This window comes from Streptomyces pseudogriseolus, from assembly GCA_002154585.1.
Taxonomy (GTDB): domain Bacteria; phylum Actinomycetota; class Actinomycetes; order Streptomycetales; family Streptomycetaceae; genus Streptomyces; species Streptomyces pseudogriseolus.
Genome location: MUNG01000121.1, coordinates 470 through 14,497 on the forward strand (window position 1 = coordinate 470; position 14,028 = coordinate 14,497).

General features: G+C 73.6%; 16 protein-coding genes and 1 pseudogene. 11 read left to right on the forward strand and 6 right to left on the reverse strand.

All coding sequences use genetic code 11. From position 1 onward, the window contains the following. Positions 1–952 (forward strand): aminotransferase class I/II-fold pyridoxal phosphate-dependent enzyme (locus CCN29_RS12580; RefSeq protein WP_442538341.1); only part of this gene is annotated, 952 nt, incomplete at its 5' end. 58 nt (positions 953–1,010) lie between these two features. On the opposite strand, the gene CCN29_RS12585 is transcribed toward CCN29_RS12580, so the two are convergent. Beyond that, entirely contained in the window at positions 1,011–1,751 is a 741-nt protein-coding gene (locus CCN29_RS12585; RefSeq protein ID WP_086681771.1) for a hypothetical protein, read from the reverse strand. Between the two features lie 182 nt (positions 1,752–1,933). Here CCN29_RS12585 and CCN29_RS12590 point away from each other — a divergent pair, with 182 nt between their 5' ends. After that, on the forward strand, positions 1,934–2,365 hold the full coding sequence (locus tag CCN29_RS12590) for a MerR family transcriptional regulator (RefSeq protein WP_086681774.1): 432 nt from the start codon (positions 1,934–1,936) through the stop codon (positions 2,363–2,365). 107 nt (positions 2,366–2,472) lie between these two features. After that, positions 2,473–3,396, forward strand: a complete 924-nt coding sequence (locus tag CCN29_RS12595) for an NADP-dependent oxidoreductase (protein ID WP_086681777.1) — start codon at positions 2,473–2,475, stop codon at positions 3,394–3,396. Here CCN29_RS12595 and CCN29_RS12600 read toward each other — a convergent pair. Together CCN29_RS12600 and CCN29_RS12605 are read right to left on the reverse strand one after the other, a co-directional pair. After that, positions 3,383–4,204 (reverse strand): hypothetical protein, encoded by an 822-nt coding sequence (locus CCN29_RS12600; protein WP_006133476.1) that lies wholly within the window; start codon positions 4,202–4,204, stop codon positions 3,383–3,385. The two genes, CCN29_RS12595 and CCN29_RS12600, sit on opposite strands and share 14 nt — an antisense overlap. After that, positions 4,201–4,743: an RNA polymerase sigma factor gene (locus CCN29_RS12605; protein ID WP_006133474.1), complete on the reverse strand. Its 543-nt coding sequence runs from the start codon at positions 4,741–4,743 to the stop codon at positions 4,201–4,203. Before CCN29_RS12605 ends, CCN29_RS12600 begins: the two co-directional genes overlap by 4 nt. A gap of 131 nt (positions 4,744–4,874) precedes the next feature. On the opposite strand from CCN29_RS12605, the gene trpS reads away from it, so the two are divergent. Both trpS and CCN29_RS12615 read left to right on the forward strand, forming a co-directional pair. Beyond that, positions 4,875–5,888, forward strand: coding sequence for a tryptophan--tRNA ligase (trpS, locus tag CCN29_RS12610; RefSeq protein ID WP_006133472.1), 1,014 nt, complete (start codon positions 4,875–4,877; stop codon positions 5,886–5,888). Between the two features lie 208 nt (positions 5,889–6,096). After that, positions 6,097–6,675: a 2'-5' RNA ligase family protein gene (locus CCN29_RS12615; RefSeq protein WP_006133471.1), complete on the forward strand. Its 579-nt coding sequence runs from the start codon at positions 6,097–6,099 to the stop codon at positions 6,673–6,675. A 212-nt stretch (positions 6,676–6,887) separates the two neighbouring features. On the opposite strand, the gene dprE2 is transcribed toward CCN29_RS12615, so the two are convergent. Beyond that, positions 6,888–7,643 (reverse strand): decaprenylphospho-beta-D-erythro-pentofuranosid-2-ulose 2-reductase, encoded by a 756-nt coding sequence (gene dprE2 / locus CCN29_RS12620; RefSeq protein ID WP_006133470.1) that lies wholly within the window; start codon positions 7,641–7,643, stop codon positions 6,888–6,890. 34 nt (positions 7,644–7,677) lie between these two features. Next, positions 7,678–9,033 (reverse strand): decaprenylphosphoryl-beta-D-ribose oxidase, encoded by a 1,356-nt coding sequence (gene dprE1 / locus CCN29_RS12625; RefSeq protein WP_006133469.1) that lies wholly within the window; start codon positions 9,031–9,033, stop codon positions 7,678–7,680. A 132-nt stretch (positions 9,034–9,165) separates the two neighbouring features. Here dprE1 and CCN29_RS12630 point away from each other — a divergent pair, with 132 nt between their 5' ends. The 4 genes from CCN29_RS12630 to CCN29_RS12645 are packed head-to-tail and all read left to right on the forward strand — an operon-like array spanning position 9,166 to position 11,988. After that, the gene (locus CCN29_RS12630; protein WP_086681781.1) at positions 9,166–9,699 is read left to right on the forward strand and encodes a phosphatase PAP2 family protein; all 534 of its coding nucleotides are present in this window, start codon (positions 9,166–9,168) and stop codon (positions 9,697–9,699) included. Next, positions 9,696–10,631, forward strand: coding sequence for a decaprenyl-phosphate phosphoribosyltransferase (locus CCN29_RS12635; protein ID WP_006133467.1), 936 nt, complete (start codon positions 9,696–9,698; stop codon positions 10,629–10,631). Before CCN29_RS12630 ends, CCN29_RS12635 begins: the two co-directional genes overlap by 4 nt. After that, complete coding sequence (locus tag CCN29_RS12640) at positions 10,628–11,065, forward strand: GtrA family protein (protein WP_031017186.1); 438 nt, start codon at positions 10,628–10,630, stop codon at positions 11,063–11,065. Before CCN29_RS12635 ends, CCN29_RS12640 begins: the two co-directional genes overlap by 4 nt. Beyond that, positions 11,053–11,988, forward strand: coding sequence for a YihY/virulence factor BrkB family protein (locus CCN29_RS12645; RefSeq protein WP_031017183.1), 936 nt, complete (start codon positions 11,053–11,055; stop codon positions 11,986–11,988). Before CCN29_RS12640 ends, CCN29_RS12645 begins: the two co-directional genes overlap by 13 nt. Here CCN29_RS12645 and CCN29_RS12650 read toward each other — a convergent pair. Continuing rightward, a complete protein-coding gene (locus tag CCN29_RS12650) occupies positions 11,936–13,210 on the reverse strand; it encodes a D-alanyl-D-alanine carboxypeptidase family protein (protein WP_031017181.1) in 1,275 nt (424 codons plus the stop codon). The genes CCN29_RS12645 and CCN29_RS12650 overlap by 53 nt on opposite strands. Positions 13,211–13,301: 91 nt before the next feature. Between CCN29_RS12650 and CCN29_RS12655 the strand changes: the two genes are divergently transcribed. Both CCN29_RS12655 and CCN29_RS12660 read left to right on the forward strand, forming a co-directional pair. After that, positions 13,302–13,550 carry an SCO4848 family membrane protein gene (locus CCN29_RS12655; protein WP_006133463.1) on the forward strand — a complete coding sequence of 83 codons (249 nt, stop codon included), beginning with the start codon at positions 13,302–13,304 and terminating at the stop codon, positions 13,548–13,550. Between the two features lie 30 nt (positions 13,551–13,580). Beyond that, positions 13,581–14,028, forward strand: a pseudogene (locus tag CCN29_RS12660) (metallophosphoesterase); the annotation flags it as partial.

Consider the following 14,028-nt stretch of genomic DNA (forward strand, 5'->3'; position numbering starts at 1 on the left):
CGGCGGCCACCTCACCCACGGCTTCCGCCCCAACATCTCCGGCAAGATGTTCGACCAGCGGTCCTACGGCACCGACCCGGCCACCGGCCTGATCGACTACGAGGCGCTGCGCGCCACCGCCCGCGCGTTCAAGCCGCTGATCATCGTCGCCGGCTACTCCGCCTACCCCCGTCTCGTGAACTTCCGGATCATGCGGGAGATCGCCGACGAGGTCGGCGCCACCCTCATGGTCGACATGGCGCACTTCGCGGGCCTCGTCGCCGGCAAGGTACTCACCGGCGACTTCGACCCGGTCCCGCACGCCCAGATCGTCACCACCACCACGCACAAGTCGCTGCGCGGCCCGCGCGGCGGCATGGTGCTGTGCGACGACTCCCTCAAGGACCAGGTCGACCGCGGCTGCCCGATGGTCCTCGGCGGCCCGCTCCCGCACGTCATGGCCGCCAAGGCCGTCGCCCTCGCCGAGGCCCGCCGGCCCGCATTCCAGGACTACGCCCGGCGCATCGTCGACAACTCCCGCGCCCTCGCCGAAGGTCTGATGCGCCGCGGCGCCACCCTGGTCACCGGCGGCACCGACAACCACCTCAACCTGATCGACGTCGCCACCTCCTACGGTCTCACCGGCCGCCAGGCCGAGGCGGCCCTCCTCGACTCGGGCATCGTCACCAACCGCAACGCCATCCCGGCCGACCCCAACGGCGCCTGGTACACCTCCGGCATCCGCATCGGCACGCCGGCGCTCACGACCCGCGGGCTCGGGACGGCGGAGATGGACGAGGTCGCCGGTCTCATCGACCGCGTCCTCACCACCACGGAGCCCGGCACCACCAAGTCCGGTGCGCCGTCCAAGGCGTCGCACGTCCTCGACGAGAAGGTCGCCGACGAGATCTCCCGCCGGGCCACCGATCTGGTCGCGGGCTTCCCGCTGTACCCGGAGATCGACCTGGGCTGAGGCCGCCCTGGTGGCTGGAGGCGCCCCGGTCGGCCGGGGGCGCCTCCAGCCGCCTCGGTCATATGTCCAGCAGCTGTTGGCGGGGGCCGTCGTCCCCCCGGTTCCTGCGGTCGCGCACGGCGGCCGCTCCCCGGAGCGCGTACGGGCGCAGCACCAGGGCCAGGACGGCTCCCGCCGCCAGGCCCGGTGCCGCCCACCACCAGTCGGTGCCGTCGTCGTCCGTCGCCGCCACGGCACGGGTCTTGGAGACCGCCGCATCCGCGGCCCGATCCTCCCCGGGCGCGGCCTGCTCCGTCTCCCACGGCGCCGGGTAGATCCCCGGCGCCGGCACGGCGCTCGTCCTCTCGCCCATCACGCCCAGCGAGTACAGCAGCTTGTACAGGTGCGCCGGGTCCTGGGCGCGGTGCCAGAGGCCGTTCGGCGACTCGTTGAACCGCTCCGCCGTGTGTATCCACGCGTCCTGGCCCGCGTCCGCCATGAACACCCGGTCCACCCGCCACGGTGTCACGTCGTGCACCAGCCAGGTCACGTTGAACTGCCGTGCCGAGGCCGACACCGCCTCCGGGGGCCTTTCGCGGGAGCCCCTGCCCACCGGGCCGAGCAGCCGCTCCAGCTCGCTGTACGCCGTGTCGGTGCAGTACGCCGACGCCGTCTCCTGGCTCTCCGGTGAGACCACCAGGACGCTCGTCGGGCCTCCGGCGGAGGCGGGTGACGCGGCCCAGACGATCAGGGCCAGCGTCGCGGTCAGCGCGGCGGCCGCCGCCGTCAGCCGTCGTACGCCGTCCTTGAAGTGGTGCATGTCGGTCCCCCTCGTGGCTGGTCGAAGCCCGTGCGGCTCCTGGCGCGAGCCGCCTGTCACTTCTGGTACACCGCTCGGTTGGAGGGGGTTCCCATGCATTCCAAGCGGTCGGTTCCGTGCGGGCGGATCCGTGCAGCCCGGTTCTGTGGGGTGTCCGCAGCACGCGGCGTAGGCTCTGAGAAATGCGGATAGGCGAGCTGTCCAGGCGCACGGGCGTGAGTCCGCGCTCACTGCGCTACTACGAGGAGCAGGGCCTGCTGGCCAGTTCACGCTCCGACGCGGGGCAGCGTCACTATGCCGAGGCCGCGGTCCAGCGCGTGTCGCTCATCCGGCAGTTGTTCGACGCGGGGATGTCCAGCCGGGTGATCGCCACGGTGCTGCCCTGCGTGGACGTCCCGGACGACCTGGACGTCGCCGAGGAGACGTACACGGCGATGGTGCGCGAGCGCGACCGGATCGACGCCGACATCGCGCACCTGATCCAGACCCGGGACGCACTCGACGTGCTGATCGCGGCCAACAGCCGGCACCGGGCGAAGCTGTCCCCGGACCCGGACCCGGACCCGGTTCCGGACCCGGTTCCGGACCCGGAACCGGCGGTGCGGTCCGCCTGATGCTGTGACCTGCGTCTCAGCCTCTTGCCCCTCACATCGATGTCAGAGATGAGGATGGCGACCGAGCCCGGAAACACCGGGCCGGTCGGTACGAGAGGCGGCGGACGATGGGACAGGCATGGGGTTTCGGCAGGTACGGCGGGCCTGAGGTGCAGGAGTTCTTCGAGCGTCCCGATCCCGTCCCTGCTCGCGGCGAGGTGCTGATCCGGGTCGAGGTGGCCGGCGTGAACCCCCTCGACCACATCCTGCGCGCGGGTCTGGTCGACGGGTTGGACGGCGGGCGTCCGTTCCCCCGCGTGCTGGGCATGGAGGCGGCCGGAACCGTGCTCGCCCGGGGCGAGGACGTCGACGGGCTCGAGGTGGGGGACGCGGTCTTCGGCTTCGCCCTCACCGGTGGCGGCACCTACGCCGAGACGACGGTGCTGTCCGCGCCGCACACCGCGCGTGTCCCGGACGGTCTGACCGCGACCGTGGCGGCGACGCTGCCGGTGGCGGGGACGACCGCGGTGGACGCGCTCGACCAGCTCGGCCTCCCGGCCGGCGCCACGGTCCTGGTCAACGGGGTCGGGGGCGGGGTCGGCCTCGCCGTCGCCCGGCTGGCCGTCGGGCGCGGGCTGCGGGTGATCGGCACCGGAAGCACCGCCAAACGCGAGCACGCCGAGGCCGTCGGGGTGCGGTTCGTCGACTACACCGCCGAGGACGTCACCGCCGCGGCACGCGAGCTGGTTCCGGACGGCTTCGACGGGATCGTCGACCTGGCCGGAGGCGCCTCGCTGCGGACGGTCGCCCCGCTGGCCCGGAACCCCCGCGACGTCATCTCGGTGGGGGACATGTCCGTGCCCGAACTCGGCGGGCGTTTCGTCGAGCGTCGCACCGACCGCCGGAACCTGGAGCGGGCGGCCCGGCTGGCCCTCGACGGGCTCCTCACACCCGTGATCACCGCCGTCCATCCGCTCTCCGACGCCCCGGCCGCCCTCGCCACCGTCGAGAGCGGTCACGCCTCGGGCAAGGTCGTCATCAAGGTGGCATGAGGCCCTCGGGCACGGATGCCGCGATGTCCCGCGCCCGCAGTCGGTCCGTCACGCCCTCCAGGCGGAGCGTCACCGTGCCCGTGGGGCTCCACAGCAGGGTCGGGCCCGCCGTGCGTTCCTCGCGGGTGAAACGGTGGCCCTGTACGTCCGTCATCCAGAAGGTCAGGACGTGCGGGCGCGGGAACCACAGGGCGGGGCCGTCCACGTCCAGCCACTCGGGCTGATACCGGAGCGTCTTGGTGAACATGTAGTCCAGGCCGCCCGCGAACTCGTCGAGGCGGACCGTCCGCCCCTCCTCCCGCCAGCACAGGCTCATCAGGAACCGGCCCCGCGGCAGCGCGCTCACCGTCACCGCGTCCGGAGCGCCCAGCGCCTCCGGGACCAGCGGCGTGAACCCGGCCCGCCGCTCCGCCTCGGCGAGGGACAGCGACCGCCCGCAGCCGGGCACCCGGGCGCCCGGGGAGGGCACCGCCGACGGGTCCTGCCGTACCCGCACGCCGTGGAAGCCGAACCAGTCGCTCACCGTCGCCCGCACCGGAGGCGTCAGCACCAGCACCGTCAGCAGACCGCACAGGGCGGCCAGCAGGGAGCGCCAGCGGCGCCGCGTCCAGCGCCGGACCGCCCGCAGGCGGGACCGGGGGACGGGAGCCGCCTCGGGGACGGGCGTCCGCTCGGCGAGTATCCGGGCGAGCACCCGCTCGGCCATCGTCTCCGCGCCCGCCGTCCCGTCCGGGGCGTCCAGGGAGCGGCCGTAGGCGCGCAGTTCCTCGCGCAGGCGCCGCAGCTCCTCCTCCCGCTGTCCGCTCACGCCGGCGCACCCCCTTCCGGGAGCAGCCGCTGGAGCCGGCGCAGGGCGCGGTTCAGACGGGACTTCACCGTGCCCCGGGGCCAGCCCAGGGCCTCGGCGGTCTCCCGCTCGTCCATCTCCAGCAGATAGCGGTAGGTGACGACCAGGCGGTGCTCCTCGCTCAGCTTCTCCAGGGCGGCCAGCAGGGCCGCCCGGCGCTCCGTCTCCAGCGTGGCCACGGCCGGGTCGGCCGACTCCGGTATCACCGGCTCGCCCCCGACGAGGGCCGCCTCCCGGCCGGCCAGGGTCGTCCTGCGTGCCGCCGCGCGCACTGTGTTCCTCGTCTCATTGGCCACGATCGACAACAGCCACGGCCGGAAGGCCGCGCCGTCCCGGAACCGGCCCAGCGCGCAGTACGCCTTGACGAAGGCCTGCTGCACCACGTCCTCCGCGTCCGGTCCCGCCCCGAGCGCGGCGGCCGCCCTGAGCGCGATGCCCGTATGGGCGCGCACCAGCTCCGCGAACGCCTCCGGCTGCCCGGCGCGTACGCGTGCGATCACCGCGGCCTCATCGACGATGCGGCCCCCCTCCCGCGTCCTCACACTCTTGTTACACCCCGCGGAACGGATCGGTTCCCACCTGTTCCCGGACCGTTCCTGAGCGCTCCGTGAAACCTGAGAGAATGGGGGACATGGCCTTCGATCGACCCCGCGTGCTCTCCGGAATCCAGCCCACAGCGGGCTCCTTCCACCTCGGCAACTACCTCGGTGCCGTCCGCCAGTGGGTGGCGCTCCAGGAGACCCACGACGCCTTCTACATGGTCGTCGACCTGCACGCGATCACGGTGCCGCAGGACCCGGCCGAGCTGCGGGCCAACACCCGGCTCGCCGCGGCCCAGCTGCTGGCCGCCGGCCTCGACCCGGACCGCTGCACCCTCTTCGTGCAGAGCCATGTGCCGGAGCACGCCCAGCTCGCGTGGGTGATGAACTGCCTCACCGGCTTCGGCGAGGCCTCCCGCATGACCCAGTTCAAGGACAAGTCCGCCAAGCAGGGCGCCGACCGCGCCTCCGTCGGGCTGTTCACGTACCCGATCCTCCAGGTCGCGGACATCCTGCTCTACCAGGCCCACGAGGTGCCGGTGGGCGAGGACCAGCGCCAGCACATCGAGCTGACGCGCGACCTCGCCACCCGCTTCAACGGCCGGTTCGGCGACACCTTCACGCTGCCGAAGCCGTACATCCTCAAGGAGACGGCGAAGATCTACGACCTCCAGGACCCGGCGGTCAAGATGAGCAAGTCGGCGTCCACCCCCAAGGGCCTGATCAACCTGCTCGACGAGCCGAAGGCCACCGCCAAGAAGGTCAGGAGCGCCGTCACCGACACCGACACGGTGATCCGCTACGACGTGGCGGAGAAGCCCGGCGTCAGCAACCTGCTCACGATCTACTCGACCCTCACCGGCACCGGCATCCCCGAGCTGGAGGAGAAGTACGCGGGCAAGGGCTACGGCGCGCTCAAGACGGACCTGGCCGAGGTCATGGTCGACTTCGTGACCCCGTTCCGGGAGCGCACCCAGCAGTACCTGGACGACCCGGAGACGCTCGACTCGATCCTCGCCAAGGGGGCCGAGAAGGCGCGCGCCGTCGCCGCGGAGACCCTCGCCCAGGCGTACGAGCGGGTCGGCTTCCTGCCCGCCAAGCACTGACAGCACCGGGCGCGTTCACCGCACCGGCGCGGTGAACGGGCCCACGGGCCCCGTCCGTACCACCGCACAGCGCTGTACATCACTCCGACTGCGCCTGCCCGCATCCGGGTCGTGGTCGTACAGTCGAGGACGGATGGCCGCTTCGGCGGTCACCCGGACGCGCACCGCTCCACCACCGCGCTTCACCACCACAACGACAGGAGACGACGTGGGGACCGTAACGATCGGCGTGTCGATCGCGGTCCCGGAGCCTCACGGCAGCCGGCTTCAGCAGCTGCGCGCGGGCTTCGGCGACGCCGCCGCCTACGGCATCCCCACGCACGTCACCCTGCTGCCGCCGACGGAGGTCGCCGACACGGCCGTCCCGGCCGTCGAGGCGCACCTCGCGGAGGTCGCGGCGGCGGGCCGGCCGTTCCCGATGAGGCTGTCGGGCACGGGCACCTTCCGGCCGCTGTCACCGGTGGTGTACGTCCGGGTCGTCGAAGGCGCCGAGGCCTGCACCCGGCTTCAGCAGCAGGTCCGCGACCCCTCCGGGCCGGTCGCCCGCGAGCTGCAGTTCCCGTACCACCCGCACGTCACCGTGGCGCACGGCATCGACGAGGCGGCCATGGACCGCGCCTACGAGGACCTCGCCGGCTACGAGGCCGAGTGGCCCTGCACCGGTTTCGCCCTCTACGAGCAGGGCGCCGACGCGGTGTGGCGCAAGCTGCGCGACTTCCCGTTCGGCACGGTCGTGGTGCCCCCGCAGGGCGGACACGTCGACCGAGGCTCGGTCTCCGCGCGTTGACCGGGCCCACCCGGCCCCGTCTGTCCTCCGGCCTTCGGCCCGCCTGTCCGGCTGCCTCGTGACCGGGCACCCGGCCGCCCACCGCCCGGGTCGCCGGGCCTGATGACCCGGCCGTCCGGCCTTACGACCCAGCCGTCCGACCTCACGGCCCGGCTGCCGTGGCCTGACGACCGGGCCGGCCGGCCGACACCGTCCGACCGGGCCGCCCGGTCTCACACCGGCAGCCGGCGGAACACGCCCCGCGGAAGGTGCCGCAGTGCCGACATCACCATGCGCAGTGCGCCCGGCACCCACACCGTTTCCGCGCGGCGTCGTAGGCCCAGTTCCACGGCTGCCGCCACCGCCTCCGGGGTGGTGGCCAGGGGGGCCTCGGGCAGGCCTGCCGTCATCCGGGTGCGTACGAAGCCGGGGCGCACCACCATCACGTGCACGCCCGTGCCGTACAGCGCGTCGCCGAGGCCCTGCGCGAACGCGTCCAGGCCGGCCTTGCTGGAGCCGTAGATGAAGTTGGCGCGGCGGGCCCGCTCGCCCGCGACCGACGACAGCACCACCAGCGAGCCGTGCCCCTGCTCCTGGAGTGCGCCCGCGCAGACCAGGCCCGCGGCGACCGCGCCGGTGTAGTTGGTCTGTGCGACCCGTACCGCGGCCCGCGGGTCCCGCTCGTCGCGCGCCTGGTCGCCCAGGGTGCCGAAGGCGAGCAGCACCATGTCGACGTCGCCCTCGGCGAACACCTTGCCGAGGGCGTCCTCGTGGCCGGCCGGGTCGAGCGCGTCGAAGTCGACGGTGTGCACCTCGGCGCCGAGCGCGCGCAGCTGCCCGGCCGCCTCGTCGAGGCGGGGGGAGGGGCGGCCGGCCAGCCACACCGTGCGGGTACGGCGGGCGATCAGCCGCCGCGTGACCGCCAGCGCGATCTCGGACGTACCGCCGAGCACGAGCAGGGACTGGGGGAGGCCGAAGGCGTCCTTCACGACAGCTCCTCAGAGGGCCGGGAGAGGGGGAGGGTCACAGGCACAGGCGGCGGGACAGGTCCGAGGTGAACACCCCGCGCGGGTCCAGTTCGGCGCGCAGGGCTCGGAAGTCGTCCAGCCGGGGGTACATGGCCGCGAGCAGCTCGGGGCGCAGCCGGGAGTCCTTGGCGAGGTAGACACGGCCGCCGGCGCCGGCGACCTCCTCGTCGAGCTCGTCGAGGAAGGCGCCGAGGCCGGGCAGCGACGCGGGGATGTCCAGCGCGAGGGTCCAGCCGGGCACCGGGAACGACAGCCAGCCCGGGTCGGCGTCCCCGAACCGCTTGAGGACGGCGAGGAACGACGGGCAGCGGCGCTCGGAGATCCGGCGCACGATCCGGCGCAGGGTGTCCTCCCGGCCGTGCCCGACGACGAACTGGTACTGCACGAAGCCGCCCCGCCCGTACACGCGGTTCCAGTGCGGCACGCCGTCCAGCGGGTGGAAGAAGGCGGGGATCCGCTGGAGCTCCCCGGTCCGGGCGCGGGGCGCCTTGCGGTACCACAGCTCGTTGAACAGCCCCACGGTCGTCCGGCTGAGCAGCCCCTCCGGCACGAAGGAGGGCGCGGCCGGCAGACGGGAGGTGCGGAACGACAGCGGGTCCCGGCGGGCGCGGGCGGAGCGCGGCAGGGCGTCCAGCGGGGCGTGGTCGCCGCGGGTGAGGACGGCGCGGCCGGTGGCCTTCCCGCGCGCCAGCAGGTCGATCCAGGCGACCGAGTAGCGGTAGCGGTGGTCGGTGTCGGCGAGACGGGCCATCAGATCGTCGAGGTCGGACGCGCGTTCGGTGTCGACGGACATCCAGGAGGTCCGTACGGGCTGGAGACGGACCGTCGCGGTGAGGATCACCCCGGTCAGCCCCATGCCGCCCGCGGTCGCCTCGAACAGCGGCGTGCCCGGCACCACGGTGCGCACCCGGCCGTCGGCGGTGAGCAGTTCGAACGACGCGACATGGCGCGAGAAGGACCCGCTGACGTGGTGGTTCTTGCCGTGGATGTCGGCGCCGACCGCCCCGCCGACCGTCACGTACCGGGTGCCGGGCGTCACCGGCACGAACCAGCCCAGCGGCAGCAGCACCTCCATCAGCCGGTGCAGGGACACGCCCGCGTCGCACAGCACGGTGCCGGCGTCCGCGTCGATCGCGTGGATCCGGTCCAGGCCCGTCATGTCGAAGACCTCGCCGCCCGCGTTCTGCGCGGCGTCCCCGTACGCCCGGCCGAGGCCGCGCGCGATGCCGCCGCGCGCCCCGCACCCCCGGACGGCCAGGGCGGCCTCCTCGAACGTCCGCGGACGGACCAGCCGGGCGGCGGACGGAGCGGTGCGGCCCCACCCCGTGACGGAAACGGTGTCGGCAGGCATGACGGCGACCGTATCGCCCCTCTGTGAGCCATTGGTTTTGAAACGTCAATCCCGTCCCCGAAACGGGTGATTAATGGGATGTCGTCCCGAAGCGATGGAATTCCGGTGCGCCGGGGGTGAACAGTGAGCCACATGGACGACCAGCACGACCTCCTCCGGCCCCGCGGTCTGCACGGGATGGACCACCGGATCGTCTCCGCGCTCAGGGCGTGCGGCTCCGATCCGCGCGTGGCCGCGACCGCGCGCGCCCTGTCCTTCGCGGGGGAGCACGGCGCCGTGTGGGTCGCGGCGGGCCTCGCGGGTGCCGTCGTGGACCGTCCCCGGCGCGGCGCCTGGCTGCGCGGCACCGCGCTCACCGCGGGCGCGCACGCGGCGAGTTCGGTGGTGAAGCGGGTCGTGCGCCGCCCCCGCCCGGCGCACGTCGAGCCGCTGGTCGGCACCGTCGGACGGCACTCCTTCCCCAGCTCCCACGCCACCTCCGCCGCTGCCGCCGCCGTCGCCTTCGGCGCGCTGGGCGCCCGCGCGGTGCCGCCGCTGGCCGCCGCCGTGTGCGTGTCCCGGCTGGTGGCCGGCGTCCACTACCCGTCGGACGTGGCGGCCGGCGCCGCCCTCGGCGCGCTCACCGCCCGGCTCGGCGCCCGCTGGATGACAGGAGGCACGGCGTGACGCTGCTGCGCGAGCGCTCCGACCGCGGGCAGGCCGCGCCGCCCGCCCGGGGCGGACTCCTCACCGGACTGCTGCGCACCGCGCGGCCCAAGCAGTGGGTGAAGAACGTCCTGGTGGCCGCCGCCCCGGCCGCCGCCGGCGACCTCTTCACCGCGCACGCCCTGACCCGGCTCGCCCTGGTGTTCGCGCTGTTCACCGCCTGCGCCGCCGCCGTCTACCTGGTCAACGACGCTCGCGACGCCGAGGCCGACCGCGCGCACCCCGTGAAGTGCCGGCGCCCGGTCGCCGCCGGACAGGTCCCCGTGCCCGTCGCCTACGCCGCCGGGATCACCCTCGGCGTGCTCGCCCCGGCCGCCGCCGCCCTGCTGTGCCCGCCGGAGCTGGCCGCGCTGCTCGCCGGGTACCTCGTGATGCAACTGGCCTACTGCGTCAGCCTCAAGCACGTCCTCGTCGTCGATCTCGCCGTCGTCACCGCCGGGTTCGTGATGCGCGCGACGGCCGGCGGGCTGGCCCTCGGCATCCCGCTGTCCCGCTGGTTCCTCATCACCACCGGTTTCGGCGCGCTGTTCATGGTCGCCGCCAAGCGCTACTCCGAGGCCGTGCAGCTCGCCGGGAACAACGGCGCGACGCGCGCGCTGCTCACCGAGTACACCACCGGCTATCTGCGGTTCGTGTGGCAGCTCGCGGCCGGGGTCGCCGTCCTCGGCTACTGCCTGTGGGCGCTGGAGGAGGGCGGCGTGCCGCACACCAGCGTGCTGCCCTGGCGTCAGCTGTCCGTCGTCGCGTTCGTCCTCGCCGTGCTGCGCTACGCCGTCTTCGCCGACCGGGGCACCGCGGGCGAACCGGAGGACGTGGTGCTCGGCGACCGCGCCCTCGCCCTCATCGGCCTGGTGTGGGCGGCGATGTACGCCCTGGCGGTGGCAGACTGGTGAGGGACCGCCTGCGCCGGCACCGGCGGGAGCTCCTCGGCTTCGCGACCGCCGGCCTGCTCGCCTACGCCGTCGACCTGGCCCTGTTCCTCCTGCTGCGCGGCCCCGGCGGACTCGGGCCGCTCACCGCGAAGGCGCTGTCCTTCGTCGCCGGCTGCACCGTCGCCTACGCGGGCAACGCCCACGGCACCTACCGCGACCGGCGGGTGCGCGGCGCCCGCCCCTACGCCCTGTTCGTCGCCGTCAACCTCGCCGGCGCCGCCGTACAGCTGCTCTGCCTGGCCGTCAGCCACTACGGGCTGGGGCTCACCTCGCAGCGCGCGGACACCGTGTCCGGGGCGGTGGTCGGCATGGCGCTGGCCACCGTCGTCCGTTTCTGGGGCACCCGGACATTGGTCTTCCGTGACGCGGGCAGAGTCGGGTCGTGGACTGGCTGAAGAAGTTCCCGGTGGTGGGGCCGTGGGTGACCCGGCTGTCGCTCACGCACGCGTGGCGGTCGTTCGAGCGGCTGGACCGGGTGCACTGGACGCGGCTGGCCGCCGCGATGACGTTCCGCAGCTTCGTCGCGCTGTTCCCGCTGCTCACCGTCGCCGCCGCGATCGGCGCGGCGACCCTCGGCAAGGAGCGCCAGGACGCCCTCCAGGACACCGTGACCGACCAGGTGCCCGGCATCTCCGACCAGCTGGACGTCGGGGAGCTGGTGGACAACGCGGGCACCGTCGGCCTGATCGCCGGCGCCGTCCTGGTGTTCACCGGGATCAGCTGGGCCGGCGCCATGCGGGAGTGCCTGCGCGCGGTGTGGGAGCTGCCCGACGAGGACGAGAACCCGCTCCTGCGCAAGGGCAAGGACGCGGGCATCCTCGTCGGCCTCGGCGGCGCGGTCCTCGTCACCCTGGCCGCGTCCGCCGTCGCCACCGCCCTGGTCGGCCGGATCAGCGACGCCGCCGGTCTGGAGAAGGGCGGCTGGGGCGGGGCGGTGCTGCACGTGGCCGCGTTCGCCGTCGCCGTCGGCACCGACTTCCTGCTCCTGCTGTACGTCCTCACCCTGCTGCCCGGCGTCGAGCCGACCCGGCGCCGGGTGACCATCGCCGCGCTCACCGGCGCCGTCGGCTTCGAACTGCTGAAGCTGCTGCTCAGCGGCTACATCCAGGGCGTGGCCGCGAAGAGCATGTACGGCGCGTTCGGCGTGCCCGTGGCGCTGCTGCTGTGGATCAACCTCACCACGAAACTCGTCCTGTTCTGCGCCGCCTGGACGGCCACGCCCGGCAAGGCGGACGAGGCCGACGAGGCCGACGGGGCCGGCGGGGTCACGGACGGGGACGGCGGCGCACCAGGTCCGGCAGCGGCCAGCGCCGGTTGACCAGGAACGCGCCGCCCGCGAGCAGCACCAGCACCCCGCCGGTGATGCCGAGCGCCACGCCCATGCCGTCCGCGCCGCCGCCGGTGTGCGCGCTCGCCACCGGCTGCGACCCTGCCCCGGTGCCGCCCGCCTGGCCGGGCGAGGCGGACGGGCCGGGCGCGGCCGTGGCGTCCGCGACGCTCTTCGGCGGCACCAGCTCGCCCACCGGCTCGACCTTGCCGGCCGCGGCGAAGCCCCAGTCGAAGAGGCGCGCGGTCTCCTTGTAGACCTCGTTCGACTCCTTCTTGCTCGGGTTCATCACGGTGACGAGCAGCACCTTGCCGTCGCGCTCGGCGACACCGGTGAAGGTCGCCCCGGCGTTGGTGGTGTTGCCGTTCTTCACCCCGGCTATGCCCTGGTAGACGGGCACGTCGTAGTCGCCGCTGAGCAGCCGGTTGGTGTTCTGGATCTCGAAGGACTCCCGGACCCGCTTGCCCTTCTTGTTCTTCTTCGTCTCCCCGGGGAACTGCGCCCGCACCGTCGAGCAGTACTCTCGGAAGTCCTTCTTCTGCAGCCCGGAGCGGGCGATCAGGGTCAGGTCGTACGCGGAGGACACCTGGCCCGGGGCGTCGTAGCCGTCGGGGCTCACGGCGTGCGTGTCGAGGGCCTGAAGCTCCTCGGCGTGCGCGTTCATCTCGTCGACGGTCTTGTCCACGCCGCCGTTCATCGCCGCCAGCACGTGCACCGCGTCGTTCCCGGAGCGCAGGAAGACGCCCAGCCACAGGTCGTGGACGGAGTACGTCTCGTTCTCCTTGACGCCCACCATGCTGGACCCGGCCCCCACGCCGGCCAGGTCCGAGGGCTCCACCCGGTGCGTCGTCGTCCGCGGCCACTTCGGCAGCAGCGTGTCGGCGAACAGCATCTTCAGGGTGCTCGCCGGGGCCAGCGGCCGGTGCGCGTCGTGCGCGGCGAGCACGTCACCGGTCTCGGCGTCGGCGACGATCCAGGACCGGCCGGACAGCCCCTTGGGCAGCACCGGGACACCGGCGGCCAGGTTCACCTGCGTCCCCGGCTTCCCCAGCCGCTCCCCGCCCACGACCGGCGTGTGCGCCGGGGGAGCGGCCGGCGGCGAGGTGGAGGGGCTCGGGGCCGCGAGGGCGGCCGGCGCGGTCAGCGCGGTGGACAGCAGGACGGCGGAGGCGACCAGCAGGGAGCGCCGGACGGTCTTCTCGGTAGCGGGCACGGTCCGCAAGGTACATGCCATCTCCGTGGACGTCCCGGCCCGGTCCCCACCCCGCGCAGGGAACCGGACACCGCGCGGCGATACTGGACGCATGAAGCTCAGCCGCCCCGTCTCCTGGTTCCTGCTCGCCTTCGGGGTGTGGAGCTGGGTCATCTGGATCACTTTCGTCAAGAACCTGGTCAAGGACAGCAGTGGGCTCGCTTTCGACGACGGGCACCCCACGGCGTACTTCTTCGTTCATCTGACGCTCGCCGTCGTCTCCTTCGTACTGGGGACGATCGTCGGGGGCATCGGGTTGCGCGGTCTGCGCGCATTGAGCCGGACGTCACGCACCTCGTGACGCCGTAGGGAAACAGGAGAAGTCCGCCTCGTGGCCATCGTCTTCGTACTCGTCGCACTGCTGGTCGTCGCCGTCCTCGTGACGGGCAACTGGTACGTGTGGCGCCGTCTGTTCCGGGACACCACGGCGGGCCCCGGACCTGTGCGCCGTATCGGCGCGGCGGTCATCGCCGGAGGGTGGCTGCTGTTCATCGGCGGCATGGTCGCCTCCCGCACCGAGGCGCCGTTCACCCTTCAGCGGGTGCTGGCCTGGCCGGGGTACCTGTGGCTGGCGCTCACCCTGTACCTGCTGCTGGCGCTGCTGGTCGGGGAGCTGGTGCGGCCGGTGCTGCGGAAGGTCCTCGAGCGGAGGGCCGCGGGGGCGGGAGCGGGAGCGTCGGAGCGGGAGGCCGAGGCTGAGGCCGAGCCGGCCCGGGATCCGATACCGGCGGGCCGGACGGCCGAGGGCGCGGTGGAGACGGCCGGGAAGCCGGCGGACG